This is a genomic window from Pseudomonas sp. S3_G06 (assembly GCF_054667565.1).
Genome location: NZ_CP162738.1, coordinates 2,530,344 through 2,554,839, shown reverse-complemented (window position 1 = coordinate 2,554,839; position 24,496 = coordinate 2,530,344). Strand labels below are relative to the sequence as shown.

The 24,496-nt window shown below is 59.4% G+C and carries 19 protein-coding genes; 10 read left to right on the top strand and 9 right to left on the bottom strand.

From position 1 onward, the window contains the following. Positions 1 to 16 precede the first annotated feature (16 nt). Together AB4N47_RS11430 and AB4N47_RS11425 are read right to left on the bottom strand one after the other, a co-directional pair. Positions 17 to 1,093 (bottom strand): GGDEF domain-containing protein, encoded by a 1,077-nt coding sequence (locus AB4N47_RS11430; protein WP_341637679.1) that lies wholly within the window; start codon positions 1,091 to 1,093, stop codon positions 17 to 19. Positions 1,094 to 1,206: 113 nt separating this feature from the next. Further along, positions 1,207 to 1,638 carry a thioredoxin family protein gene (locus AB4N47_RS11425; protein WP_341637678.1) on the bottom strand — a complete coding sequence of 144 codons (432 nt, stop codon included), beginning with the start codon at positions 1,636 to 1,638 and terminating at the stop codon, positions 1,207 to 1,209. Positions 1,639 to 2,096: 458 nt separating this feature from the next. On the opposite strand from AB4N47_RS11425, the gene AB4N47_RS11420 reads away from it, so the two are divergent. From AB4N47_RS11420 to kdgK, 8 genes are all read left to right on the top strand, one after another. Beyond that, on the top strand, positions 2,097 to 2,945 hold the full coding sequence (locus tag AB4N47_RS11420; protein ID WP_016774493.1) for a transporter substrate-binding domain-containing protein: 849 nt from the start codon (positions 2,097 to 2,099) through the stop codon (positions 2,943 to 2,945). Positions 2,946 to 2,996: 51 nt separating this feature from the next. After that, positions 2,997 to 3,659, top strand: coding sequence for an amino acid ABC transporter permease (locus AB4N47_RS11415; RefSeq protein ID WP_024012746.1), 663 nt, complete (start codon positions 2,997 to 2,999; stop codon positions 3,657 to 3,659). Between the two features lie 9 nt (positions 3,660 to 3,668). Beyond that, a complete protein-coding gene (locus AB4N47_RS11410) occupies positions 3,669 to 4,331 on the top strand; it encodes an amino acid ABC transporter permease (RefSeq protein ID WP_016774495.1) in 663 nt (220 codons plus the stop codon). Next, on the top strand, positions 4,328 to 5,119 hold the full coding sequence (locus tag AB4N47_RS11405; protein WP_073474746.1) for an amino acid ABC transporter ATP-binding protein: 792 nt from the start codon (positions 4,328 to 4,330) through the stop codon (positions 5,117 to 5,119). Before AB4N47_RS11410 ends, AB4N47_RS11405 begins: the two co-directional genes overlap by 4 nt. 31 nt (positions 5,120 to 5,150) lie before the next feature. Beyond that, positions 5,151 to 5,540 carry a RidA family protein gene (locus tag AB4N47_RS11400; protein ID WP_016774497.1) on the top strand — a complete coding sequence of 130 codons (390 nt, stop codon included), beginning with the start codon at positions 5,151 to 5,153 and terminating at the stop codon, positions 5,538 to 5,540. A gap of 147 nt (positions 5,541 to 5,687) precedes the next feature. Then, positions 5,688 to 6,452: an IclR family transcriptional regulator gene (locus AB4N47_RS11395; RefSeq protein ID WP_016774498.1), complete on the top strand. Its 765-nt coding sequence runs from the start codon at positions 5,688 to 5,690 to the stop codon at positions 6,450 to 6,452. A gap of 38 nt (positions 6,453 to 6,490) precedes the next feature. Beyond that, positions 6,491 to 7,705, top strand: coding sequence for an amino acid deaminase (locus tag AB4N47_RS11390; protein WP_341637677.1), 1,215 nt, complete (start codon positions 6,491 to 6,493; stop codon positions 7,703 to 7,705). 134 nt (positions 7,706 to 7,839) lie between these two features. Beyond that, a complete protein-coding gene (kdgK, locus tag AB4N47_RS11385) occupies positions 7,840 to 8,763 on the top strand; it encodes a 2-dehydro-3-deoxygluconokinase (RefSeq protein ID WP_341637676.1) in 924 nt (307 codons plus the stop codon). Positions 8,764 to 8,879: 116 nt separating this feature from the next. Here kdgK and AB4N47_RS11380 read toward each other — a convergent pair whose 3' ends face one another. Continuing rightward, the gene (locus tag AB4N47_RS11380) at positions 8,880 to 9,155 is read right to left on the bottom strand and encodes a peptidylprolyl isomerase (RefSeq protein WP_007912322.1); all 276 of its coding nucleotides are present in this window, start codon (positions 9,153 to 9,155) and stop codon (positions 8,880 to 8,882) included. A 40-nt stretch (positions 9,156 to 9,195) separates the two neighbouring features. Continuing rightward, the gene (locus AB4N47_RS11375) at positions 9,196 to 11,745 is read right to left on the bottom strand and encodes a PAS domain-containing hybrid sensor histidine kinase/response regulator (RefSeq protein WP_341637675.1); all 2,550 of its coding nucleotides are present in this window, start codon (positions 11,743 to 11,745) and stop codon (positions 9,196 to 9,198) included. Between the two features lie 109 nt (positions 11,746 to 11,854). Between AB4N47_RS11375 and AB4N47_RS11370 the strand changes: the two genes are divergently transcribed. Beyond that, on the top strand, positions 11,855 to 12,964 hold the full coding sequence (locus tag AB4N47_RS11370; protein ID WP_460154539.1) for a PilT/PilU family type 4a pilus ATPase: 1,110 nt from the start codon (positions 11,855 to 11,857) through the stop codon (positions 12,962 to 12,964). Positions 12,965 to 13,098: 134 nt separating this feature from the next. Then, positions 13,099 to 16,857 (top strand): hypothetical protein, encoded by a 3,759-nt coding sequence (locus AB4N47_RS11365; RefSeq protein ID WP_460154538.1) that lies wholly within the window; start codon positions 13,099 to 13,101, stop codon positions 16,855 to 16,857. Between the two features lie 48 nt (positions 16,858 to 16,905). On the opposite strand, the gene AB4N47_RS11360 is transcribed toward AB4N47_RS11365, so the two are convergent. From AB4N47_RS11360 to AB4N47_RS11340, 5 genes are all read right to left on the bottom strand, one after another. Further along, complete coding sequence (locus tag AB4N47_RS11360) at positions 16,906 to 18,861, bottom strand: acetoacetate--CoA ligase (RefSeq protein ID WP_341637672.1); 1,956 nt, start codon at positions 18,859 to 18,861, stop codon at positions 16,906 to 16,908. A 58-nt stretch (positions 18,862 to 18,919) separates the two neighbouring features. Beyond that, on the bottom strand, positions 18,920 to 19,693 hold the full coding sequence (gene hbdH / locus AB4N47_RS11355; RefSeq protein WP_122610517.1) for a 3-hydroxybutyrate dehydrogenase: 774 nt from the start codon (positions 19,691 to 19,693) through the stop codon (positions 18,920 to 18,922). A gap of 7 nt (positions 19,694 to 19,700) precedes the next feature. Beyond that, positions 19,701 to 21,092 carry a GntP family permease gene (locus AB4N47_RS11350; protein ID WP_016774505.1) on the bottom strand — a complete coding sequence of 464 codons (1,392 nt, stop codon included), beginning with the start codon at positions 21,090 to 21,092 and terminating at the stop codon, positions 19,701 to 19,703. A 265-nt stretch (positions 21,093 to 21,357) separates the two neighbouring features. After that, positions 21,358 to 22,785: a sigma-54 interaction domain-containing protein gene (locus AB4N47_RS11345; protein WP_186567145.1), complete on the bottom strand. Its 1,428-nt coding sequence runs from the start codon at positions 22,783 to 22,785 to the stop codon at positions 21,358 to 21,360. A gap of 131 nt (positions 22,786 to 22,916) precedes the next feature. After that, positions 22,917 to 24,491: an ABC transporter ATP-binding protein gene (locus AB4N47_RS11340; protein WP_341637671.1), complete on the bottom strand. Its 1,575-nt coding sequence runs from the start codon at positions 24,489 to 24,491 to the stop codon at positions 22,917 to 22,919. Positions 24,492 to 24,496 lie beyond the last annotated feature (5 nt).

Here is a 24,496-nt window from a genome sequence, read left to right as displayed (position 1 = left end):
GCGGTCGCTGCGCTTGTTACTGATAAAACGTAAAGCGGTCCTTGCCCGTATGCTTTGATTCGTACAACGCCGCATCCGCCTTGATCAGCGCCTGATTCAACGAGTCACCCTCGGCCACCCGGGTAATGCCGATGCTGATGGTGACCGGGTGCCGGGTGGGGTGTTCACGCACTGACTGGCACAGTTGCGTGGCAAGGCTTTCAACATCCTCGCGCCGCACTCCCGCCAGATAGATCGCGAACTCCTCACCGCCCATACGCGCGTAGTCAAACGAAATCATCACTGCCTTGATATCGGCTGCGACGCGAATGAGCACCTCATCACCGATGTCATGCCCGTAGGTATCGTTGACCTTCTTGAAGTTGTCGATGTCGATCATCATCAGGTAATGATCGCGCTCGCGCGGGCTTGCCAGCAGCCGTTGCCCTGCGTGGGTCATGAACGAGCGTCGGTTGGGAATCTGCGTCAGCGGGTCGTTATAGGCCTGATCCAGCAGCAACCGCGACATCAGGTAGTTGTTCAGCTTGGCCTCACGGAACTTCAAAAAGGTGTACACCGTGAGTGCGCAGAGGAACACGCTGTAGCAGGCAGTCAGAACGCCGCGCAGTTCAGTGATTTCGGTAGTGGTGGCGAGAAACGGGTTGAGGATCACCCAGATCACAACTTGTACCGCAAAGAACGCCCAGCGCCGCAGCGGCAGTACTGACACGCTGTACAACATGCTCGCTGCTGCCAGCACCAGCCACAAGCTGTGCGAAGCAGGCGCGAGGCCGTCGACGATCATTCGCACACCGACGGTCAATCCCAGGACCAGCAACAGGGTGAGCACATCGAAATGGCTAGCCCTGCGCGTAAAACCGAGCACCACCGTCAACAGCGCGAAACCAGCGAGAAACGCCATCGAGCGCCACGTGAAGCCTTGGCCGCCGAGAAAACTGACGATCAGATCAAACAGCAGCCACATGAACACACTGACCACGTAGATCAACAGGCTGAATGGTTTGAGCCGTTCGAACTCGCGCTGGAGAAACTCGTCCCTCAACTCGTTAGACGCGGTTTCCTTCAATGCTTGCGCTTCAATGGTTTCGAACATGCTTATCCTGCTGTCTGCGCAAATCTGGCAACCACCCGAACCGGCGGGCGGCGCGCAATGTGTTTGCTCAACAGCAAAGCAGGCAGACAACAGGTTGTCCAATACCGGTCGGGTCAGCGCAAAACCCGGTGGCGCGAACCAGTGACGGTGCGCAACGTCCTGAGGGTGCGCCGCAGCCATGCCAGATCATGGTGATGTTTGCGTGGCGTTGCGGGAGCCTTTGTCCTGCCGACATGCCGGGCCATATCCCTCGCCAGGGTTTCCTCGGTGCCGATACCTTTGAGCTTTTTCAGCAGCCTGCCGTTTTTATAGAACAGCACTGTCGGCGTGCCCGTGACGTTCGGGTGCTTGGGCGATTGGCTGGTGTTGAGCATATAGATGTTGGCGCGCAGTCGGTATGGCTCGGCAATCTGCCGAAAGATCGGCCCGGCCCATTCGCAGGCGGGGCAGTGATCATTGGCGAAATACAGAATGACCGGACGCCAGGTTTTCAGGGCTTTGCGGTAGACCGGATCCAGCGCGGAAGTTGTGTTTGTGGCGTTCATCGAAGGGTCCTTTTCAACGAGCGGGTAGGCACCTTGACGTTAAAGGAGCAGGGGCGTCGCGGTCTACTGTCAGAAATTACAGGTGGGGTGCGTAACCACGAGAAGTGCTGTCGTGACGGTGATAGCCGTCGGGAAACGGCAGGGTGGGGATGTCTACAGGCAGGCGCTAAAGCGCTGATACCGGGTCTTGTTCAACTGTCACCCTGATTCGCACCACAACGGCGCGATCTGACCCAAGTTGGGAACGCATTACCCCTTTAATGGCTGTGTCAGGTCTTTCCTTCGTTCTAAGTCGGGCCAAACCCTTTGGTCCACGAATCATATCTTGTTGATTCCAATAGCGTTAAAAGCAGTTACAGATTTCGCGAGATTCCTGTGGCACACTTTCTGCTGTCTATTCCGTAGTAACAAACCGTGTTCCGGTATAGCGGAATAAACACAATTCTGGAGTGCTTGCCATGCATCGCCGTCCTTCGTTGTTCAAAGCGTGTGTTTTTGTTCTCGCGGCTTCTTCCTCGGTCATGGGCCTGGCCCAGGCTGCCGACAGCAAGCTCGACAGTGTTCTCGCCCGTGGCAAGTTGATCGTGGGCACTGGCAGCACCAATGCGCCGTGGCACTTTCAGGGCGCGGACGGCAAGTTGCAGGGTTTTGATATCGACATCGCCAGGATCGTGGCCAAAGGGCTGTTCAACGACCCGAGCAAGGTCGAGTTCGTGGTGCAGTCGTCCGATGCGCGGATTCCCAATCTGCTCACCGACAAGGTCGACATGAGCTGCCAGTTCATCACCGTTACCGCCAGCCGCGCACAGCAAGTCGCGTTCACCCTGCCGTACTACCGCGAAGGTGTTGGGCTGCTGTTGCCGAACAACAGCAAGTACAAGGAAATCGAAGACCTGCAGGCGGCGGGCGACGACGTCACCGTTGCGGTGCTGCAGAACGTCTACGCCGAAGAACTGGTGCATCAGGCATTGCCCAAGGCCAAAGTCGATCAGTACGACAGCGTCGACTTGATGTACCAGGCCGTGAACTCCGGTCGCGCCGATGCCGCCGCCACCGATCAGTCGTCGGTCAAATACCTGATGGTGCAGAACCCTGGCCGCTACCGCAGCCCGAGCTACGCCTGGAGCCCGCAGACTTACGCTTGCGCCGTCAAACGTGGCGATCAGGACTGGCTGAACTTCGTCAACACCGCACTGCATGAAGCCATGACCGGGGTTGAATTCCCGACCTATGCCGCTTCGTTCAAACAATGGTTCGGTGTTGATCTGCCATCGCCAGCCATCGGTTTCCCAGTCGAATTCAAATGATCCCGTGAGAGTGGGGCGAGTCAAATCGCCCCGCTCAAGGTACTGCTGACCATGAACTATCAGTTGAACTTTGCCGCCGTGTGGCGCGATTTCGACACCTTGCTGGCGGGGCTCGGTCTGGGCTTGCAGCTGGCGCTGGTGTCGATCGCCATCGGCTGCGTGATCGGCCTGCTGATGGCGTTTGCCTTGCTCTCCAAACATCGCGCCTTGCGGGTGTTGGCCTCGGTGTACGTCACGGTAGTGCGTAACACGCCGATCCTGGTGTTGATTCTGTTGATCTACTTTGCACTGCCCAGCCTTGGCATTCGTCTGGACAAGATTCCTTCGTTCATCATCACGCTGTCGCTGTATGCCGGCGCGTACCTGACCGAAGTCTTCCGTGGCGGCTTGCTGAGCATTCCCAAAGGCCAGCGCGAAGCCGGGCTGGCAATCGGTCTCGGTGAATGGCAGGTCAAGGCTTACGTCACCGTGCCGGTGATGCTGCGCAACGTGTTGCCGGCGCTGTCGAACAACTTCATTTCGCTGTTCAAGGACACCTCGCTTGCCGCTGCGATTGCGGTGCCGGAGCTGACCTATTACGCGCGCAAGATCAACGTCGAAAGCTACCGGGTGATCGAAACCTGGCTGGTGACCACGGCGTTGTATGTCGCGGCCTGTTACCTCATTGCCATGCTGCTGCGTTACCTCGAGCAGCGTCTGGCGATCCGCCGATAGGAGGCTGCGATGTACGAATCTCCCAGTTGGTTGCATGAATTGTGGGTCGCGCGCGAGCCGTTGTGGCAGGGCTTTCTGACCAGTGTGCAGGTCTCGGCGCTGGCCATTGTGTTGGGCACCATGCTCGGCGTGGTTGCCGGCCTGGTCCTGACGTACGGCAGATTCTGGATGCGCGCGCCGTTTCGGCTGTACGTCGATCTGATTCGCGGCACACCGGTGTTTGTATTGGTGCTGGCCTGCTTTTATATGGCGCCGGCGCTCGGTTGGCAGATCAGTGCGTTTCAGGCCGGAGCCCTGGGCCTGACGCTGTTTTGCGGCTCGCACGTCGCCGAAATCGTTCGTGGTGCGCTGCAAGCCTTGCCGCGTGGGCAGATGGAGGCGGGGAAAGCCATCGGCCTGACGTTCTATCAATCCCTCGGCTACGTCCTGTTACCTCAGGCGCTGCGGCAGATCCTGCCGACCTGGGTCAACTCGTCCACCGAAATCGTCAAGGCGTCGACCTTGCTCTCGGTGATCGGCGTCGCCGAATTGCTGCTCAGCACACAACAGATCATCGCCCGGAACTTCATGACCCTGGAGTTCTACCTGTTCGCCGGTTTTCTGTTCTTCGTCATCAACTACGGCATCGAATTACTCGGCCGGCACATTGAAAAGCGGGTGGCCTTGCCATGACTCAAGCTCAAGTTGCTTCACAGGATCAGGCATTGCTGGACATTCGCGGCCTGCACAAACAGTACGGCGCGGTGGAAGTGCTCAAGGGTGTCGACCTGAGCATGCAGCGCGGTAACGTCGTCACGCTGATCGGCTCCAGCGGTTCGGGCAAAACCACGCTGCTGCGTTGCGTGAACATGCTCGAAGAATTCCAGGGCGGGCAGATCCTGCTCGACGGCGAGTCCATCGGCTACGACGAGGTCAACGGCAAACGCGTGCGCCATGCGGAAAAGGTCATTGCCCGCCATCGTGCGATGACCGGCATGGCCTTCCAGCAATTCAACCTCTTCCCGCACCTGACCGCGTTGCAGAACGTCACCTTGGGCCTGCTCAAGGTGAAGAAGATGCACAAGGACGAAGCCGTAGTGCTCGCGGAGAAATGGCTGGAGCGCGTTGGCCTGCTGGAGCGGCGCAATCACTTTCCCGGTCAGTTGTCCGGCGGCCAGCAACAGCGCGTGGCGATTGCCCGAGCGATTGCGATGAACCCCAGCCTGATGCTCTTTGACGAAGTCACATCGGCCCTCGACCCGGAGCTGGTCGGTGAGGTGCTCAACGTGATCAAGGGGCTGGCCGAGGATGGCATGACCATGTTGCTGGTGACCCACGAAATGCGTTTCGCCTTCGAGGTCTCGGACAAGATCGTTTTCATGAATCAAGGGCGGATCGAAGAGCAGGGACCTCCCAAGGAACTGTTCGAACGCCCGCAATCGCCGCGTCTGGCGGAATTTCTCAAGAGCACGCGGTTTTGAATCTGTACTTTTGCAATCAGGAGAAACACCCATGAGCATTACGCGTTACGGCACCGGCAGCACCGCCGCCGGCGGCCAGCCTCGTCCATTCGCCCGCGCTGTTGAAGCGGATGGCTGGCTGCATGTGTCCGGCCAGGTACCGGCGGTGGATGGCGAGATTATCGTTGGCGGCATCGTCGAACAGACCCACCAGACCATGAAGAACCTGATCGCCATTCTCGAAGAGGCTGGTTATGGCCTCGAGGACGTGGTCCGCGCCGGCGTCTGGCTGGACGATCCACGGGATTTCAGCAGTTTCAACAAGGTCTTCGCCGAGTATTTCAAACCCGAACACGCCCCGGCGCGGGCCTGTGTGCAGGCGAGCATGATGGTTGATTGCAAGGTTGAGATCGACTGCATTGCCTACAAGAAGAAGGCCTGAAACAAGTGCAGCCCTCTTCGCGAGCAGGCTCGCTCCCACATTTGGAATGCGTTTTCCTGTGGGAGCGAGCCTGCTCGCGAAAGCGATGTAACAGGCGACACTGGACTCTCGGTAAACTCCCGGCGACTTTGAATGGAAACCACTGACATGACCGAAGACACCATCAAGCGCCGGGCACGCGGTCTGGACCGGGCGTTCGATATCCTCGATTTTCTCAAAGAAATCGGCCAGCCCCTGCGCCCCAACGACATCGCCAATGGCATCGGCAGTCCGAAGTCGACGGTCTACGAACTGGTCGCATCCTTGCTGGAGCGACGGATTCTCGAGCCGGTGGGCAAGGACGGTCACGTCTACCTTGGCCGCCAGTTGTACTTCCTTGGTCAGGCGCATCTGCGGCATTTCGACCTCAGCCGCGAGGCCGATCACGCTTTGCAGGAGATCGTCAGCCAGACCCGCGAAACTGCGCAGATGTGTCTGCTCAACGGGCGCAAATACACGGTGGCGTTGATGAAGGAGGGCGAGCGGCATTTCCGCATCTCATCGGATATCGGTGAAAACGCGCCGATCCCGTGGACGGCTTCCGGGCGTCTGTTGCTCGCGCATTTGAGCGATCAGCAGATCATCGACCTGATCGACGAAGACGACTACATCCTGCCCGACGGCGAACGCCTGCCACTGGACCGTTTTCTGGCGGAAATTCGTCAGGCCGGCAGCGATGGCTTCTTCTCCTTCGACAGCGTCGCCGACACCTTCACCCATTGCTTCGCCGCGCCGGTCAAAGACCCGCAAGGCGTGGCCATTTGCACGTTGTGCATCGTCGCCCCGCGCGCCGATGCGAAAAACAATTACAACGACTATCGCCGGGTGCTGATCGAGAGCGCCAACAGCCTCGCCCGGCGGATCAACGAATAACCGCGGCTGCCTGCGGCCGCGCCTGTGAGGATTGGACCATGACCACTGCCATCAACTCTGCCGTAGAAAAAGGCGACGCCGCCATCGGTGCGCAATTGACTCGCGACGTCAGCCTGCCGGCGCTGGTGCTGCACCGCGAGGCGCTGGAGCACAACATTCGCTGGATGCAGAAATTTGTCAGCGACAGCGGCGCCGAACTGGCGCCTCACGGCAAAACCAGCATGACTCCGGCACTGTTCAAACGACAGCTCGACGCCGGCGCCTGGGGCATCACCCTCGCCAGCGCCACCCAGACCCGCGCCGCCTATGCGCACGGCGTGCGCCGGGTGTTGATGGCCAATCAACTGGTCGGCACGCCGAACATGGCGTTGATTGCCGACCTGCTCGCTGATCCGACGTTCGATTTCCATTGCATGGTCGATCACCCCGACAACGTCGCCGACCTTGGGGCTTACTTCGCTTCGCGGGGAGTGAAGCTCAACGTGATGATCGAATACGGCGTGGTTGGCGGCCGTTGCGGTTGCCGCAGCGAGCAGGAAGTCATCGAGCTGGCCAAGGCCATCGATGCGCAACCGGCACTGGCCCTGACCGGCATCGAAGGTTACGAAGGTGTTATTCACGGCGACCACGCGGTCCGTGGCATTCGCGAATTCGCCGCGTCGCTGGTTCGCCTCGCGGTGCAGCTACAGGACAGCGGCGCCTTTGCCATCGCCAGACCGATCATCACTGCGTCGGGTTCGGCCTGGTACGACCTGATCGCCGAATCTTTCGAAACCCAGAACGCCGCTGGCCGCTTCCTCAGTGTGTTGCGCCCGGGCAGTTATGTCGCGCACGACCATGGCATCTACAAAGAGGCGCAGTGCTGCGTGCTCGACCGTCGCAGCGACCTGCACGAAGGCCTGCGCCCGGCGCTGGAAGTCTGGGCTCATGTGCAGTCGCTGCCGGAACCGGGTTTTGCGGTGATTGCCCTGGGCAAGCGCGACGTCGCCTTCGATGCCGGTTTGCCGGTGCCGTTGTTGCGCTACAAGGCCGGCGTGGTGCCGGCGGCGGGGGATGATGTCGGCGCGTGCAAGGTCACGGCGGTGATGGATCAGCATGCGTTCATGACCGTGGCGCCGGGTGTAGAACTGCGGGTCGGCGACATCATTTCCTTTGGTACTTCGCATCCATGCCTGACTTTTGACAAGTGGCGGGTAGGGTTGCTGGTGGATGAGCAGTTGGCGGTCATCGAGACCATGGAGACTTGTTTCTAAGGCTTGAGATTGCGTTGCGGCGGCTATTCGCGAGCAGGCTCGCTCCCACAAGATCAATGCGTTCCATTGTGGGAGCGAGCCTGCTCGCGAAGACGCCCGCTTAGCCACCACTGAACCACCCGAGATCCCACCCGATGAAAATCTTTCACAACACCCCAAGCATCGCCCTGATCGGTGAATGCATGATCGAACTGCAGCAACGCGCCGACGGCAGTCTGCAGCAAAGCTTCGGTGGCGACACCCTCAATACGGCGGTGTATCTGTCCCGCGCGCTGGGCGATAAGGCGCAAGTCGACTACGTCACCGCGCTGGGCGATGACAGTTTCAGCGACGCCATGTGCCAGATCTGGCGCAGCGAAGGCATCGGCCTCGATCTGGTGCAGCGCTTGCCCGGTCGGCTGCCCGGTCTGTATTGCATCCAGACCGACGCCAACGGCGAGCGGCGCTTCCTGTACTGGCGCAACGAAGCGGCGGTGCGCGATTGCTTCACCACCCCTGCGGCAGAGCCGATCCTCGCGGCGTTGCCGGACTACGACGTGCTGTATTTCAGCGGGATCACCCTCGCTGTACTCGGAATGCAAGGCCGCGCCCGACTGATCAAGACCCTGATTGAAGCCAGACAGCGCAGCGCACGCATCGTTTTCGACAACAACTACCGCCCGCGCCTGTGGGCGTCGGTGGAAGAGGCGCGCGCGGCATATCGCAGCGTCTTGCCATATGTGGATCTGGCGTTACTCACCGTGGATGACGAACAGGCGTTGTTCGGGTTTGCCGATTGCGCTGAGGTGTTTGCGACGTATGCGCAGATTGGCACGCCGGAAGTGGTGCTCAAGCGCGGCGCCGAGGCGTGTCTGATTCGTTGTCAGGGGGAGGCGTTTGAAGTGCCGGCCCAGAAAGTCGACAAGGTCGTCGACACCACAGCGGCGGGGGATTCGTTCAGTGCGGCGTATCTGGCCAGGCGCTTGCTCGGTGGCAGTCCGGCAGAGGCGGCGCAAGCGGGACATGAATTGGCCAGTCGGGTGATACAGGTGCCAGGGGCGCTGATCCCCCGAACTTGACATGCAATACCTGTAGGAGCCGCCGAAGGCTGCGATCTTTTGATCTTGATCCGAAAATGCAGAATCGAAAGATCGCAGCCTCGTTGCACTCGTCAGCTCCTACACAGAAGCAGCAATCAATCCCGATAAAACACCTGCACCAGGTGATACCCAAACTTGCTCTTGATCGGCCCATGCACGGTGCGCAGCGGTTTCTTGAAAATTACCGCATCAATCGCGCCGACCATCTGCCCCGGCCGCACTTCGCCCAGGTCGCCGCCGCGTTTGCCGGACGGGCAGGTGGAAAATTTCTTCGCCAGCACATCGAACGCTTCGCCCTTGGCAATGCGCTGTTTGAGTTGTTCGGCCTCTTCGGCGGTTTTCACCAGAATGTGGCGGGCTTGGGCTTTCATCGTGCAATACCTGATAACGGGGTGACAGCGGGGCGCGCGATTATGCCTCAAGTCGCGGGGTCGGGTTGCTCAACTTGCGAATCTTGCTCGCCAGCACTTCAAGGACAAAGGGCTTGGCGACCATGTCCATGCCCTCTTCAAGAAAGCCCTGACGCTCGGCAGCAATCTGCGCGTAACCGGTCATGAACAGCACTTTAAGCCCCGGACGATGTTGGCGAGCAATCTCCGCCAACTGGCGCCCGTTCATGCCCGGCAGGCCGACATCGGTAACCAGCAGATCGACGCGTTGCACGGACTCGAGCACGGGCAGGGCGTTCGTGGCGTTTTCCGCTTCAAAGGTTGTGTAGCCCAGTTCCTTGAGCAGATCGAGCACCAGCATGCGCACTGCCGGATCATCCTCGACCACAATCGCGGTCTCGCCTGAAGATGAAGCTGCAATCGGTTCGGCTTTCTCCACAGACGAGGATTCGGGTGCTGGCTCAAGCAAACGCGGCAAGTACAGACGTACACAAGTGCCTTGCCCCGGCACACTGTCGAGGCTGACATGGCCGCCGGACTGCTGGGCGAAACCATAAATCATTGACAGGCCGAGCCCGGTGCCTTGGCCGATCGGTTTGGTGGTGAAAAACGGGTCGAACGCCTTGGAACGGATTGACGGCGTCATGCCGGTGCCGTTATCGCTGACCGCTAGCATCACGTATTCCCCGGCCTTCACCGGCTCGAGAATGGTGGTGTCGCTGCTGTCGAGATACACGTTCGCGGTCTGGATCAGCAACGTGCCGCCGTCGGGCATCGCGTCGCGGGCATTGATCACCAGATTGAGCAGGGCATTTTCCAGCTGGCTGACGTCGGTACTCACCGGCCACAAATCCTCGGGCAGGCGCAGTTGCAGCTCGATCGCATCGCCCTTGGTGCGGCGGATCAGGTCTTCCAGTGAATGCACCAGTTCGTTGACGTGCAGTTGCTTGCGATCCAAGGACTGGCGCCGCGAGAAGGCCAGCAAGCGATGCGTCAGCGCGGCCGCACGGTTGGCCGACGACACGGCCGCCTCGGTGAAGCGACCAATCTCATCGGCGCGACCGTTGGCGATATAGCGCTGCATCAGATCCAGGCTGCCGATGATGCCGGTGAGCATGTTGTTGAAGTCATGGGCGATGCCGCCGGTGAGCTGGCCGACAGCCTCCATCTTCTGCGCGTGGCGCAAGGCGTCTTCGGCGCGCTCGCGTTCGAACATCTCGTTCTGCAAACGCTCGTTGGCCTGAGCCAGTTGCTCGGTGCGCGCGCTGACCCGCTCTTCGAGGGTCTCGTTGAGATTGCGCAGGGCTTCCTCGGTTTTCTTGCGCTCGGTTTCGTCGATGACAAAGATGTAGAAGCCATTCACTGCGCCGTCCGCGCCATGTCGCGGCAGATAATTCATGAGGGCATGACGGGTGCTGCCGTCGCGGTGCGGCGTGTAGAAACTGAAGGAGCAGGAGCGCCCGGCCAGTGCTTCGGCGATGTACGGCGCACGCAGGAAATACGCCTCTTCGCCGATGACTTCGCGGATCGTGCGCCCATACAACTCCTGCGGCGTCAGGCCGTACCAGTCCAGATAGGCTGCGTTGTTCAAGCGAAAGCGTTCTTCGGCGTCGACATAGCTGATCAGGATCGGCATGGCGTTGATGATCAACTGCAATTCGGTCTGGCTCTGACGCAGCGCCTGTTCCGTATGTTTGCGTTCGGTCAGGTCCAGCGCCGCGCCGAGAAAGCGCATCGGCCGACCATGATGATCCTTGTAGCAACGCCCGCGCGCGAACACCCAGCGCAGCGTGCCATCGGCCTGCAACAGGCGATATTCCTCAGCGTACTCGGTGCCATGGGTGATGCAGTATTTGATGCCGCGCGCGACCATGGCGCGGTCTTCGGGGTGCACCCCGTGCATGTATTCGCTGATCGGCAACTGCCCGGCCCTGGTCGGATCGACGCCGTGCAGTTCGGCGAAGTGCGCATCGGCGATGAAACGGTCTTCGCCAATGTCCCAATCCCAGGTGCCGACGGCGTCGGTGGCGGCGAGGGCCAGTTGCAGACGCTCCTCGGACTGGCGCTGGGCCTTGAGGCTTTCTTCGGAACGACGCTGCAATTCCAGGGCAATGCGTCGGCGCTCGTTGGTTTCGATGGCAGTGATCAGAATCCCGGCCACCTGTGCGGTTTCATCGCGAATCGGGCTGTAGGTCAGATCCAGCCAGAAATCGGTTTTTTTGCCGTCCCGCTGCACGCTGAAACGCTGCTCGCTGAAGCTGCGCACCTGGCCCTGCAGCACTGCTTGGTATATCGGCTCGGCAAAATCCCGCACCTCTGGCCAGACCTCATGTGTCGGCTGCCCGAACGCTTCGGGATGCTTGCTGCCAGCGAGCAGGGCAAAGCCATTGTTGTAGATCTGCGTGAGTTGCGGACCCCATAACAGCAGCATCGGCATCGGCGAATGAATCACGATGTCCACCGCCGTGCGCAGGCTCTGCGGCCAGGTGCCGGCGGCGCCCAGCGGGCTGCGGCTCCAGTCGGTGCGGGCAATCAGGGCCTGAGCGTCATCGGTGGTGGATACAGCATTCATGTTTCAATCCTGAGCGTGGTTCGGTGAGACGGGGTCTATCATTGTTGCAGGAGCCGCGCCAAGCGTCGGCCAAATTTGCTCATTCAATGCTTCGCGGGTGCTTTCAGCCATGGAAATCGATGCACTGTTGTCAATATTGTCGCAAAAAAACGGCTCGGATCTGTTCCTCTCTACCGGCGCAGCGCCGAGTGCGCGCATTGATGGCGTGCTGACGGCGCTCAGCGATCAGCCATTCAATCCCGGCGAAACCGCGGCCATCGCCACCTCCCTGATGGACGCCGAGCAGCGCCGGGAGTTCGACCGGGATCTGGAAATGAACCTGGCAATCTCCCGAACGGGCGTCGGGCGGTTCCGGGTGAACATTTTCAAGCAGCGCAACGACGTTTCGATCGTGATCCGCAACGTCAAGGTCGACATCCCGCGATTCGAAGACCTGAAGCTGCCGCCGGTGTTGCTGGAAACGGTGATGCTCAAACGTGGCCTGATTCTTTTTGTCGGCGCGACCAGTTCAGGCAAGTCAACTTCGCTGGCGGCACTCATCGATCACCGTAACCGCCACAGCGCCGGACACATCGTGACGATCGAAGACCCGATCGAATATATCCATCGGCACAAGCGCTCGATCATCAATCAGCGTGAAGTCGGCGTAGATACCCGAAGCTTTCATGCGGCTTTGAAGAACACTCTGCGCCAGGCTCCGGATGTTGTATTGATTGGTGAGATCCGTGACCGCGAAACCATGGAGCATGCGCTGTCATTCGCTGACACCGGCCATCTTGTGTTGTCGACGCTGCATGCGACCAACGCCAATCAGGCGCTGGATCGAATCATCAATATGTTTCCCGAGGAGAAGCGCGAACAGCTTTTGCAGACATTGGGCAACAACCTCAAAGCCTGTGTTTCGCAGCGTCTGCTCCGCACTGCCGATGGGCAAAGGCGCGCGGCAGTCGAAATTCTTCTGGGTACGCCGACCATCGCTGACCTGGTCCGACGCGGCCAGTTCGAAGAGCTCAAGCCGATGATGGAAAAATCGACCGGACTCGGTATGCAGACATTTGACGCGGCACTGTTTGCGCTGTTTGCAGAAGGTGCAATCAGTGAGCAGGAAGCATTGAAGAATGCCGATTCGGTGAATAACTTGAAGTTGCGAATCAAACTTCAGCACGATCAGGCAGGTGTTAACAATACAGGCACTGGCGAGTGGGGTTTGATGGATTGACTTGGTGTCTTCGATTGCATCGAGTGTTTGCACGGCAACAACACTTAATAATTAACTCGTGGTTCGGTTGTATGTGTTTGGGTAAAACGTCATCACGCTGAATGGTCAGCTAGTTGGTTTGATGAGGTTTTACCTTGAGCGAAGTTAAGGAAAATAAAGTATTCCGCCCATCGAAAGTTGCGCTGGCTGAATGGAAGTATCGGTCTGCGGCAGATGCTACCGAGCGCGATATGGTTCTTCGGCATCTGGAAGAGGCATTGAATGAGTACACTGAAGATCGCGATATAGACTGGTATGGGCGTGAAGTAGAGTTGCAACCAGGCTCTTCACTGCATGAAATATATAACCCCGGCAGACTTCTGCTCAATGAACTGCTGAAAACCGGGCCGGTCATTGGTGCAATCGGTCGAGAGGAGGCGCGCGAGCATAACGGCCTGGTTCGGATTACGCCGGAAGGCAAGATGGAAGTTCGTGCCGTCAGAGGTTGGGTAGATCTGGTTGCGGCGCAGTATTTTGAATACAGTCAACCTACGCGCTCGACGGTGAGTCTCATCGCCGACATTGCCGCAGTCGCCGGCGGTTTTGTATGGCCCGATCTGGATGTAACCCTGGATCAGTGGTTCAAGTTTCATGATATCGATCTGCCTGACACCAAGGCCAAGATCAGTAACTTGATCGGCTTGTTCAAGTTTTCACCCGAGGTCAGGGAGCCAGTTGCTTTTTGGGATCACTTTCAATCCAGTGAGCAGAGTCACAACGCGTTATCCGAAGAGCAGTTTGCAGATATTTGTGGCGTCACCGCCAAGTTGATGCCGAAGCGCAAACTGTTGACAGCCTTGTACAACGTCACGGGGCGCGCGGATATATCTCACGAAACGGCGGCGCAGCGCCTCGTTGAATTTGTCGCCTATCCAGTTTCGCTGGATCTTGCCAGAAGTTATATCAAAGAGCTGAATTGGTACGGGGTGAATGACGGGCAAACGCTTTCCGAAAATATTCTCCGCCAATTGTTGATGACCGCGATCCTACTCGACCTGGACCCATCGATCGGCCATCGCCACCTGGTCGAACGGCGGGACCTGTACTCGCCAGACAATCTTGAGCGCCATCCATCAGAGATACTCGAGGATTACACCGAGTTTGTGCGGAACAAGCGCTGGGTAGATCCGATATTGGCGCCTTTGGTGGTTCATCTTCTCCTGGCACGCAACGCACCCGAATTTCTGGTCAGGAAAATTCCGACAGAAGTGACACTTGGGTCGATCGCCTGGGTCAAGTTCTGTCGCGCTGTAGTATTGGTCGAGGCAGTAAAGACCGGGGCCTCGCGGGAATTGACCTATGCACAGATCATCGCTTACGGCGAACTGGAGCCGGTCAGTGAAGCGCAGAAGCATATGCGCGATCTGGCGCTGATCGACCCGATCGTCGAGTGGGCGTTGCTCAACCGGATTATCTCCAGAGCCGAACTCGAAGAGGCAGAAGAAACCTGTACACGAAGGGCGATTGACGCGTTTGAGCACCACGCAGACCAATTCGCCCAGCTAGCCCGCGCATTTTCGACACCGTTACCCAACCGAGCGGAAATTGCCCGAAGCCAATTGAGAAAAGCTGCACCTGGCTGCGACACACTGGATGAAAAGGCGCTGTCCGAGAAAGGCGGACAGCTAATCATGTCCATGGTCGAGCTGCACCAATCGGGCGATCTGGTCACCGGTCAGTGGGACAGGCGCACCGTACGTTTGATCGCCAACGGATTGCTGCAACCTGCGATCAACTACAACCCTGCGGGTCTCAGTCTTTATCAGCGTTATCCGCGACTGCTGACGATTGAATCCTGTGATGAGGAAATGGATCGTCAGTTGGCCGTGCATTTCGAAGCGGTGAACGGCGGCATGACGTCTGCCGTCAAGCTGGCGTTGGCACACATGCCGGAAGCGGATCTGCAAGTGTTCATGAATGCCGACATTCATTTTTTCACCGTGCGCGAATCGGCATCCTATGTGACTACGCGCCGGGCCGGCGGACCTTTGAATGTAGGGCTTGAACAAGAAACACAACAAAGCCGGGATGCCGCCACGGGCCGCTTCGGCGTTGTGATGTACACGTCTGATGAAGACGCTGATCTTTGTTATGAATTATTCACCTCGCGTGCAGAAACCCGCAGGAACGATGCGCTGGGTGCTTTCATCAGACGGGAAAAAAAGCTTCAGCAACGCTCAAGAATGAGCGCCAGTGCCAATATGACGACGCCCCTGAGCAACACCCTGACCCAGAGCGTTCCGCTGAACATCAGGCGCTATACCCATGCCGCGGCCGAGGACGCTTCGATCAGCAGCAGTATGGCGATCATCGATTACTTCGGCGCGCTGAAAGCACCAGCGCAATCTGCGCAGTTGCAACCAGGGTTCTACCAGAAATTCAACGACCCGAACGTCGTGCGCATCGCCGGGTTTCTCGCCGAGAACAGACCGTTCCTGAATAAAACCGAGCTCAGAGAGCTCGTGCGTGTACCGACGCCGCTCGAGCTCTCCCGGGAAGAGGGCGAACGCTTGCTGACTTACTTCATCGACCTGTTGGTGCCGTTCAAAAAATGCATCGAGGACATCGCCTCGGGCGAACACAACAAGATGGTGGACGGGGTTTACGGATGTTTGATGGACGGCATCGGCCTGGTGGGAACAGTGGCTGGCGCCAGCTCGAAGGCGCTGAGTATTTCCACCAGGGCCATTTCCACTACTGCCAAGGCCGCGCGTTTCACCCGGCTGGCGTTTACTTCGGCCATCTCGCTTTTCAATACCTTCGACGGTGTGCCCTCTGGTCTGCAGGCGGGCGGTAAACTGGTACACAAGGGCCTGCTGCGGTTCAACAAGAACACTCATGACCTGATTACTCTGGCCAGGGGGCAATTGCACAGGATCAGCGGTCGCCGGCAATCCTATGATCTGCTTGAAGCGGCCGATAACGCGCAATTCGGGTTGGGGAGCTGGCGGCCACGCGGGGCTACGCATGAAGCCGTCGCCGTGCTGGCCGCGCGCAGTGGTGACAAATGGTACTCGCTGAATCGACGCGGCAACTTGTGGGGCAAGTCTCTGGAGGGTTTTGTGTATCAAGCCCCCTTGCAGCTGCCTGCTTCGCCGCGCACGTTGCCGCTCAGTTACACGCGCAAGTTCATCGAGCAAAGCCTGCCCCGTGCCCGGGCCAAGATCGACAACGCATTGGAAATCTTCAACCGTCATGATTTCAAACGCGATCGGGACGCGCTGATGAAGATCGTGTTCGGCGATGCTTCTCAGGTGTCCACTGATCGGCTGGTGAACTACTTGCGTTTGATCCGCTTCGATTTCGCCGGTTTCTCCTTGAGCAACATGGTTCTCGACGGCCTCAAGATCAACGACACCCTGGCATCGTTCGATGCAAACAATTACCAGCGCTGGAAAGACGCGGGTTCGAGCGGTGATTGCGCTATAGCGTTTGTTGAGGTCTACACGAAAAACTTCAATCGACACTTCGTCAGCATGGGTCTGAACCACGATGTGATCGCCGACGACCTGATTCATGAGCTGTTCCACGCCAGCGCACAAACCGACGATGTCGGTTATGCCACCGACGCCGTGCATGCCAGTGACAGCGGACAGCAGCTGGATGTGTCCGTATTGCTCAATCTGGGGGCAGGTTGCCTGGCGCAGTCGCAGAGCGGCGCTGACTGTCATGCGCCGTCCAGAGCCTTCGAAAACGCCGACTCGCTCACGCTGGTCACCTCATTGCTGAGTCAACTGATCACTGACGAGGTCACTTTCGATCAAAACATGACTGTTCTTGCCAGTGCGCTCGAGGCCAGTGCAGGCCGGGCGATTGGCGAGCCGGTGGTCATTACCTTGAACAAACCTCGTTGATGAAAAGCACTGCCGCCAGCCTGTCGGATGAGGGCGTCAGTGCCGGTTTCAATCAGCCAGTTCCGGTCGATCCCGAAACTGCTCCAGCGCTTCGGGATTGGCCAGTGCATCGGTATTTTTCACCGGCCTTGCGTGCACGACATCGCGCACCGCCAGCTCCACGACTTTGCCGCTGATGGTGCGCGGTATGTCCGTCACTGCAACAATCCGCGCCGGGACATGCCTCGGCGTGGTATTGGCGCGGATCACTTCGCGGATTCGCTGTTCGAGCCCTTGATCGAGTTCGACACCATCGCGCAGACGCACGAACAGCACGACCCGCACATCATCCTGCCACTGCTGACCGATGGCGACGCTGTCCAGCACCTCGGTGATCTTCTCGACCTGACGATAGATTTCCGCCGTGCCGATGCGCACGCCGCCCGGGTTCAGCACCGCATCCGAGCGGCCATGAATCATCATCGCGCCGTGGGGCAACTGTTCGGCGTAATCACCCTGTGCCCAGACGCCGGGGAACAGGCTGAAATAGGACTGGCGGAGTTTTGAGCCGTCGGGGTCATTCCACAAGCCGATCGGCATCGCCGGGAAATGCCGTGTGCAGACCAGCTCACCTTTCTCACCGATCACCGGCTGGCGAGCGTCGTTCCACACTTCGACGGCCATGCCCAGGCTCTTGCCCATGATTTCCCCGCGCCGCACCGGCGACAGCGGATTACCATTGACGAAGCAGGAAACGATGTCGGTGCCACCGGACATCGAGGCCAGACACACATCGGTTTTGAAGTCGCGGTAAACGAAATCGTAGCTTTGCGGTGACAAAGCCGAACCTGTGCACAGCAGCGTTTTCAAACTGCCCAAATCATGACTTTCGCGGGGCCTGGCGCCGCTGCTTTCCAGCGTCGCGAGAAACTTCGGACTGGTGCCAAACACGCTGATGCGTTCATCGTCGATCAGGTCGAGCAAGCGCTGGTGATCCGGATGAAACGGCGAGCCGTCGTAGAGCACCACGGCGCTGCCAACGGCGAGCGCTGAAACCAGCCAGTTCCACATCATCCAGCCGCAGGTCGTGTAGTAGAACAAGCGGTCACCGGGACCGAGGTCGCAGTGCAAACCATGTTCCTTGACGTGTTGCAGCAGCACACCGCCGGAGCTGTGGACGATGCATTTCGGCACGCCGGTGGTGCCGCTGGAGTACAGGACGTAGAGCGGATGATTGAACGGCACCGGGGTGAAATCCGGTTCGCCGCCGGGTTGATAAAAATCCTCCCAGAAGGAGGCGTCGGCCAGGGTTTGATAATCCTCGATGCGCGCTTGCGCACGGGCGTACTGCACGATGATCAACTGCTGCAGTGACGGCAGTTGTGCCAGGATTTCGTTGAGCTTGGCGGTCTGATCCAGGGTTTTTCCGGCGTATTGATAACCGGCGCAGGTGAGCAGCACTTTCGGTTCGATCTGGCCAAAACGATCGATCACGCCGTGGGTGCCGAAGTCCGGCGACGAGCAGGACCAGATCGCGCCGAGGCTGGTAGTGGCCAGCATCGCCACCAGGGTTTGCCAGGTGTTGGGCATGCACGCCGCTACACGATCGCCTTGCGCAACGCCGGCCGCGCGCAGGCTGGCCTGAAAACCGGCGACGTGTTCGGCTAGCTCGGCCCAGGTCATTTGCTCGCGCTGACCATTCTCTGCAACTGCGATCACGGCCGCGGCATCGTCGCGTCGGCGCAGCAAGTGTTCAGCGAAGTTCAGCGTTGCGCCCGGAAACCACTCGGCGCTGGGCATTTCTGCACCTTCACGCAAAACGGCGCCTGGCTGGGTGTGAAAGCGGATGTCGAAGAAATCGACGATCGCCTGCCAGAACGCCGGGCGCTGCTCGATGCTCCATTGGTGCAGGGCAGGGTAGCCGTCGAGCTCAAGCGAATGCCGCTGATTGATTTCGCGCCGGAAAACGTCCATCCGCGAACGGTCGATACGCTGGGCGTCGGGTTGCCAGAGGATGTCGGACATGGGTTTGCCTCTTCTTATCGGATTCGCGAGCAGGCTCGCTCCCACAATGGCCAGGTGTTTATTGCGCCAACCACCCACCATCAATATTCCACGCCGCGCCGCGCACCTGGCTGCCGGCTTCACTGCACAAGAACAGCACCAGCTCACCCAAATGCTGCGGTGTAACGAACTCCAGCGACGGCTGTTTTTCCGCCAGCAGATCATGCTGCGCCTGCTGCGGATCAATACCCTTGGCCGCGCGATCATCGATCTGCTTCTGCACTAGCGGCGTCAACACCCAGCCCGGACAGATCGCATTGCAGGTGACGTTGCTGGTCGCGGTTTCCAGCCCGACCACTTTAGTCAGACCGATCACGCCATGCTTGGCGGCGACGTACGCGGCTTTGCCGGTGGAGCCGACCTGGCCGTGCACCGAGGCGATATTGATGATGCGCCCCCAATTCTTGCGGCGCATGCCCGGCAGGCTCAACCGCGTGCTGTGAAATACCGATGACAGGTTGATCGCGATGATCGAATCCCAGCGCTCAACAGGAAACTCTTCTACGGCCGCAACGTGCTGAATGCCGGCGTTGTTGACCAGAATGTCGACGCCGCCAAACTCGCGCTCGGCGTAGGCGACCATGTCGGCAATCTGCGCCGGGTCGCTGACATCGGCGGGATGATGGCCGACCTTGCCGCCGTACTGAGCGACGTCGGCGATCACCTTCGAGGCGTCGCCGAAGCCATTGAGAATCAGGTTGGCGCCCGCTTTCGCGAGGGTCAGCGCGATGCCCAGGCCGATGCCGCTGGTGGAGCCGGTTACCAAGGCTGTCTTGCCGGAAAGAGTGGTCATGAATACCTCACACAATGCCAGTGGCGTAGAAAGTGCCGATCACCACGAAAACCGCGAGGGTCTTGATCAGCGTAATACAGAAAATGTCTTTGTAGGCTTCGCGGTGGGTCAGTCCGGTCACCGCCAGCAAGGTGATTACCGCGCCGTTGTGCGGCAGGGTGTCCATGCCGCCGCTGGCCATCGCGGCCACGCGGTGCAGCACTTCCAGCGGAATATTCGCCGCGTGCGCTGCACTGATGAACTGCTCGGACATCGCCGCCAGCGCGATGCTCATGCCGCCCGACGCCGATCCGGTAATGCCGGCGAGCAGTGTCACGGTAATCGCTTCGTTGACCAACGGATTGGGAATCTGCTTGAGCCAGTCGGCCAGCACCAGGAACCCCGGCAGCGAAGCGATTACCGCACCAAAGCCGTATTCAGACGCGGTGTTCATGGCCGCGAGCAACGCACCGCTGACCGCGCTTTTGCTGCCTTCGGCGAGCTTGCTTTTGATCGCCTTGAAACCGAACGCCAGGACCATGAGGATGCCGACCAGCAACGCCGCCTGCACCGCCCAGATCGCCGTGAGCTTGGCGATTTCGGTGGTGACCGGCGCGGCCATGCCCGGCAGTGCCAGGCTGTGGGTCTTGCCGTACCACTGCGGAATCCACTGGGTGAAGAGCAGGTTCATGATGCCCACCGCCAGCAATGGCGACAGGGCAATCCACGGGTTGGGCAGCTTCAGGTCTTCGGCGGTTTCCGGTTCGTTGCGCAGTTCAGTGCCGTAACCTTCGCCGGCACGTTGCGCCTTGTTGCGTTGGCGCTGCAGAAACAGCATGCCGGCGCAGAACACGAAAATCGTGCCGATCACCCCCAGCCACGGCGCCGCCCATGCGGTGGTGTTGAAGAAGGTGCTGGGGATGATGTTCTGGATCTGCGGCGTGCCGGGCAGGGCGTCCATGGTGAACGAGAATGCACCGAGGGCAATGGTCGCCGGGATCAGACGTTTGGGAATATTGCTCTGGCGGAACATCTCCGCTGCAAACGGGTAAACAGCGAAGACAACGACGAACAACGACACGCCGCCATAAGTGAGCAAGGCGCACACCAGCACGATCACCAGCATCGCTTGTTTGGTGCCAAGCAGGCGAATCGCAGCGGCGACGATCGAGCGCGAGAAACCGGACAGTTCGATGAGCTTGCCGAACACCGCGCCGAGCAGGAATACCGGGAAATAGAGCTTGATGAAACCGACCATCTTGTCCATGAACACCCCGGTGAACGCAGGGGCAACGGCGGACGGATCGGTGAGCAGGACCGCGCCGAGGGCGGCGATCGGGGCAAAGAGGATGACGCTGTAGCCACGGTAGGCGGCGAGCATCAGCAGCGTCAGGGCTGCCAAGGCAATGATCACACTCATGGTGTGTCTCTCCAGGATTGTTATTTTTGTGGGTGGAACGGGTGCGGAGAGTGGGTTAGCGAGATTTGTGCCAATCTTCTAACTGTTTGAAATATAAGGAAATTAGATCAGAGTCGCGTTCTGGGAGCTGTTTTTGTCTCTTAATTGAGATTTTCTTTGAATGGGCCGTCGCCTTCGCGAGCAGGCTCGCTCCCACATTGGTCATGCATTCCCCTGTGGGAGCGCGCCTGCTCGCGAAGCTTTTGCTCTAGTCTTAAAATGGAGATCAGATGTCTCTATATGTAGACTCTGCAATCCCCAGCGCAGCCATTTTCTTGTACAGCGTCGACCGCCCCAGCCCCAGCCGAACCGCAGCCTCCGGTACTTTCCCCGCGCATTGCGCCAGGGTCGACTCGATCAACTGCCGATCAAACCGCGCCCGCGCCTGTGCAAATGTCTCCCCAGCGGAGGCTTGCATGCTCGGCTCGGACGTTCGCTCAACCGGAGTAAAGGTGCCAATCGCGCCGCGAATATCCTGCTCGGTCAGCATCAGATCATCACTGAGCAACGCCGCCCGCTCCAGCACATTGCGCAACTCACGGATGTTGCCCGGCCAGGCATGCTGGCCGAGCAACGCCAGCGCATCGCGGTGCAGTTCATGCTGGCTGCGCAGCTCTTCCAGAATCGCTTCGCTCAGCGCTGGCAGATCATCAAGACGTTCACGCAGCGGCGGCACCTGGATCGGCAGTACGTTGAGGCGGTAGTACAAATCGGCGCGAAATTCGCCGCGCTTGATCGCAGCCTGCAAATCCGTCGACGTCGCGGCGATTACCCGCACATCGCTTTGAATCACTTCATTGGAGCCGACCGGCTCGAACTCCTTTTCCTGCAACACGCGCAGCAGTTTGCTTTGCAGCGGCAGCGGCATATCGCCGATCTCATCGAGAAACAGCGTGCCACCCTGAGCGATTTGTAATTTACCGGTGCGGCCCTTGCGGTCAGCGCCGGTAAAGGCGCCGGGTGCCGTGCCAAAGAACTCGGCTTCCAGCAGCGCCTCGGGAATTGCCGCGCTGTTGATGCTGACGAAGGCTTTGTGCGCGCGTGGCGAGGCGCTGTGGATCGCTTGCGCGAGCAACTCCTTGCCGGTGCCGGTTTCGCCCAGCAGCAACACCGGCGAATCGGCGCTGGCACTGCGCCTGGCGCGGCGTTTGACTTCGAGGCTGGCGGCGCTGGTACCGATGAAGTGGGCAAAGTTGTATTTGGTCTGCCGCGCACGCAGCAGCGAACGGGTCGAGGCCAGTTCTTCCTGCATGCTCAGGTAGCGTTTGAGCATCGGCGACAGCGTACGCAACTCGTCGAACAGAGCGAAACCGATGGCGCCGATTACGCTGCCGGCATCGTCGTGGATCGGCAGGCGCATCACCACCAGCGGTTCCTTTGGCGTGTCCTGCATATCCAGCAGAATCGGCCGACCGGTGCGTACCACCTCGCGCAGCAGACTGCCGGGGATCACGCTTTCGCAGGGTTTGCCGATAGCGCCGGCCGCTGAATCGAGACCGAAGCGCCGGGCGTAGCGTTCGTTCATCCAGACGATATTCGCATCGCGATCGACAATCACCGTGCCCTCACTGGATTGCTCGATGATCTCGAACAGCGAACGGATCGCCAGGGTGCGTACCCGTTGGTAGTCCTTGAGGCTTTCGGTGGTGTTCATGGAGGCTGGTCCTGATTGTTTGTTGCCGGTACCGGCCCGTTCGCGAGCAGGCTCGCTCCCACAGGGGACTGCATTCCAATGTGGGAGCGAGACTGCTCGCGAATGCCGAGCCGCGAAGTAGCAGAAAAAACCTACCCCGGATGCGCCGCCGCCAACAGCTCTTTGGTGTAGGGATGCTGCGGGTTGTCAAACACGTCGTGACTGGCACCACGCTCGACCACCTGGCCGTCCTTGATCACGATCATGTCGTGGGCCAACGCGCGCACCACGGCCAGATCATGGCTGATGAACAGGTAGGTCAAACCGTATTTTTCCTGCAAATCACGGAGCAGGGCGACCACCTGTTTCTGTACGGTGCGGTCGAGGGCCGAGGTCGGCTCATCAAGCAAAATCAGCGCCGGCTTAAGCACCAGGGCCCGGGCGATGGCGATGCGTTGGCGCTGGCCACCCGAGAACTCATGGGGATAACGGTGGCGGCTCTCGGGGTCGAGCCCCACTTCCCTGAGCACGCGAATCACTTGCTCATCGCACTCATTGGCCGTCGACTCGCAATGCACTTCGAGACCTTCGCTGATGATCTGTGCCACCGACATGCGCGGGCTGAGGCTGCCAAACGGGTCCTGAAACACCACCTGCATCTGCCGGCGCCACGGCCGCAATTGCTTTTGATTGAGGCCATCCAGCGCTTCGCCCTGAAAGCGAATGCTGCCCTCGGAATCCAGCAAACGCAGGATCGCCTGACCCAGCGTCGACTTGCCCGAACCAGACTCGCCAACAATGCCCAAGGTCTTGCCGCGCTGAATATTCAGACTGATGCCATCGACAGCGCGCAGATACTGCTTGCGCCTGAACAACCCGCCGCCGACCTGGAAATCGACGCGCAGGTCAGCGACCTCCAGCACATTTTCGCGTTCGTCACGGGGCAGGGCTTCACCTTCCGGCTCTGCGTTCAACAGCACGCAGCTGTATGGGTGTTTGGGTTCGGTAAACAGGGTTTCGCAGGGCGCCTGCTCGACGATCTCGCCAGCCTTCATCACGCACACCCGCTGCGCGATGCTGCGCACCAGATTGAGATCGTGACTGATCAGCAGCAGCGACATGCCGAGCCGCTGTTGCAGGGACTTGAGCAGCAAGAGAATCTTGCGCTGCACGGTGACATCCAGCGCCGTGGTCGGCTCATCGGCAATCAACAACTCCGGTTCGCAGGCCAGGGCCATGGCGATCATCACCCGTTGCCGTTGCCCGCCAGAGAGCTGATGCGGATAGGCTTTCAACCGCTCCTTGGGCTTTTGAATGCCGACCAGTCCGAGCAATTCCAGAATGCGCTGCTGCGCTTGCTTGCCACCGAGGCCACGGTGCAGCAACAGGGTTTCGCCGATTTGCTTTTCAATGGTGTGCAATGGATTGAGCGAAGTCATCGGCTCCTGAAAGATCATGGCGATGCGATTGCCGCGCAGTTCTCGCAAGACCTTCGGATCAGCACCGAGCAATTCTTGCCCGCGATAGCGGATGCTGCCACGGGTTTGCGCCTCAGTATCGGGCAGCAGCTGCAGGATCGAATGCGCGGTCACCGATTTCCCCGAGCCCGATTCGCCCACCAGTGCCAGGCACTCACCGGGGCGGATATCCAGGCACAGGTCACGCACCACGGTCTGGCCATGGAAGGCGACATTGAGGTTGCGGATTTCAATCAGGTTTTCAGTCATGGTCA

What these genes read in the sequence shown, in the direction of transcription:
- AB4N47_RS11430 (WP_341637679.1), bottom strand. Translation starts at nt 1,093, where the DNA reads ATGTTCGAAACCATTGAAGCGCAAGCATTGAAGGAAACCGCGTCTAAC.
- AB4N47_RS11425 (WP_341637678.1), bottom strand. Translation starts at nt 1,638, where the DNA reads ATGAACGCCACAAACACAACTTCCGCGCTGGATCCGGTCTACCGCAAA.
- AB4N47_RS11420 (WP_016774493.1), top strand. Translation starts at nt 2,097, where the DNA reads ATGCATCGCCGTCCTTCGTTGTTCAAAGCGTGTGTTTTTGTTCTCGCG.
- AB4N47_RS11415 (WP_024012746.1), top strand. Translation starts at nt 2,997, where the DNA reads ATGAACTATCAGTTGAACTTTGCCGCCGTGTGGCGCGATTTCGACACC.
- AB4N47_RS11410 (WP_016774495.1), top strand. Translation starts at nt 3,669, where the DNA reads ATGTACGAATCTCCCAGTTGGTTGCATGAATTGTGGGTCGCGCGCGAG.
- AB4N47_RS11405 (WP_073474746.1), top strand. Translation starts at nt 4,328, where the DNA reads ATGACTCAAGCTCAAGTTGCTTCACAGGATCAGGCATTGCTGGACATT.
- AB4N47_RS11400 (WP_016774497.1), top strand. Translation starts at nt 5,151, where the DNA reads ATGAGCATTACGCGTTACGGCACCGGCAGCACCGCCGCCGGCGGCCAG.
- AB4N47_RS11395 (WP_016774498.1), top strand. Translation starts at nt 5,688, where the DNA reads ATGACCGAAGACACCATCAAGCGCCGGGCACGCGGTCTGGACCGGGCG.
- AB4N47_RS11390 (WP_341637677.1), top strand. Translation starts at nt 6,491, where the DNA reads ATGACCACTGCCATCAACTCTGCCGTAGAAAAAGGCGACGCCGCCATC.
- kdgK (WP_341637676.1), top strand. Translation starts at nt 7,840, where the DNA reads ATGAAAATCTTTCACAACACCCCAAGCATCGCCCTGATCGGTGAATGC.
- AB4N47_RS11380 (WP_007912322.1), bottom strand. Translation starts at nt 9,155, where the DNA reads ATGAAAGCCCAAGCCCGCCACATTCTGGTGAAAACCGCCGAAGAGGCC.
- AB4N47_RS11375 (WP_341637675.1), bottom strand. Translation starts at nt 11,745, where the DNA reads ATGAATGCTGTATCCACCACCGATGACGCTCAGGCCCTGATTGCCCGC.
- AB4N47_RS11370 (WP_460154539.1), top strand. Translation starts at nt 11,855, where the DNA reads ATGGAAATCGATGCACTGTTGTCAATATTGTCGCAAAAAAACGGCTCG.
- AB4N47_RS11360 (WP_341637672.1), bottom strand. Translation starts at nt 18,861, where the DNA reads ATGTCCGACATCCTCTGGCAACCCGACGCCCAGCGTATCGACCGTTCG.
- hbdH (WP_122610517.1), bottom strand. Translation starts at nt 19,693, where the DNA reads ATGACCACTCTTTCCGGCAAGACAGCCTTGGTAACCGGCTCCACCAGC.
- AB4N47_RS11350 (WP_016774505.1), bottom strand. Translation starts at nt 21,092, where the DNA reads ATGAGTGTGATCATTGCCTTGGCAGCCCTGACGCTGCTGATGCTCGCC.
- AB4N47_RS11345 (WP_186567145.1), bottom strand. Translation starts at nt 22,785, where the DNA reads ATGAACACCACCGAAAGCCTCAAGGACTACCAACGGGTACGCACCCTG.
- AB4N47_RS11340 (WP_341637671.1), bottom strand. Translation starts at nt 24,491, where the DNA reads ATGACTGAAAACCTGATTGAAATCCGCAACCTCAATGTCGCCTTCCAT.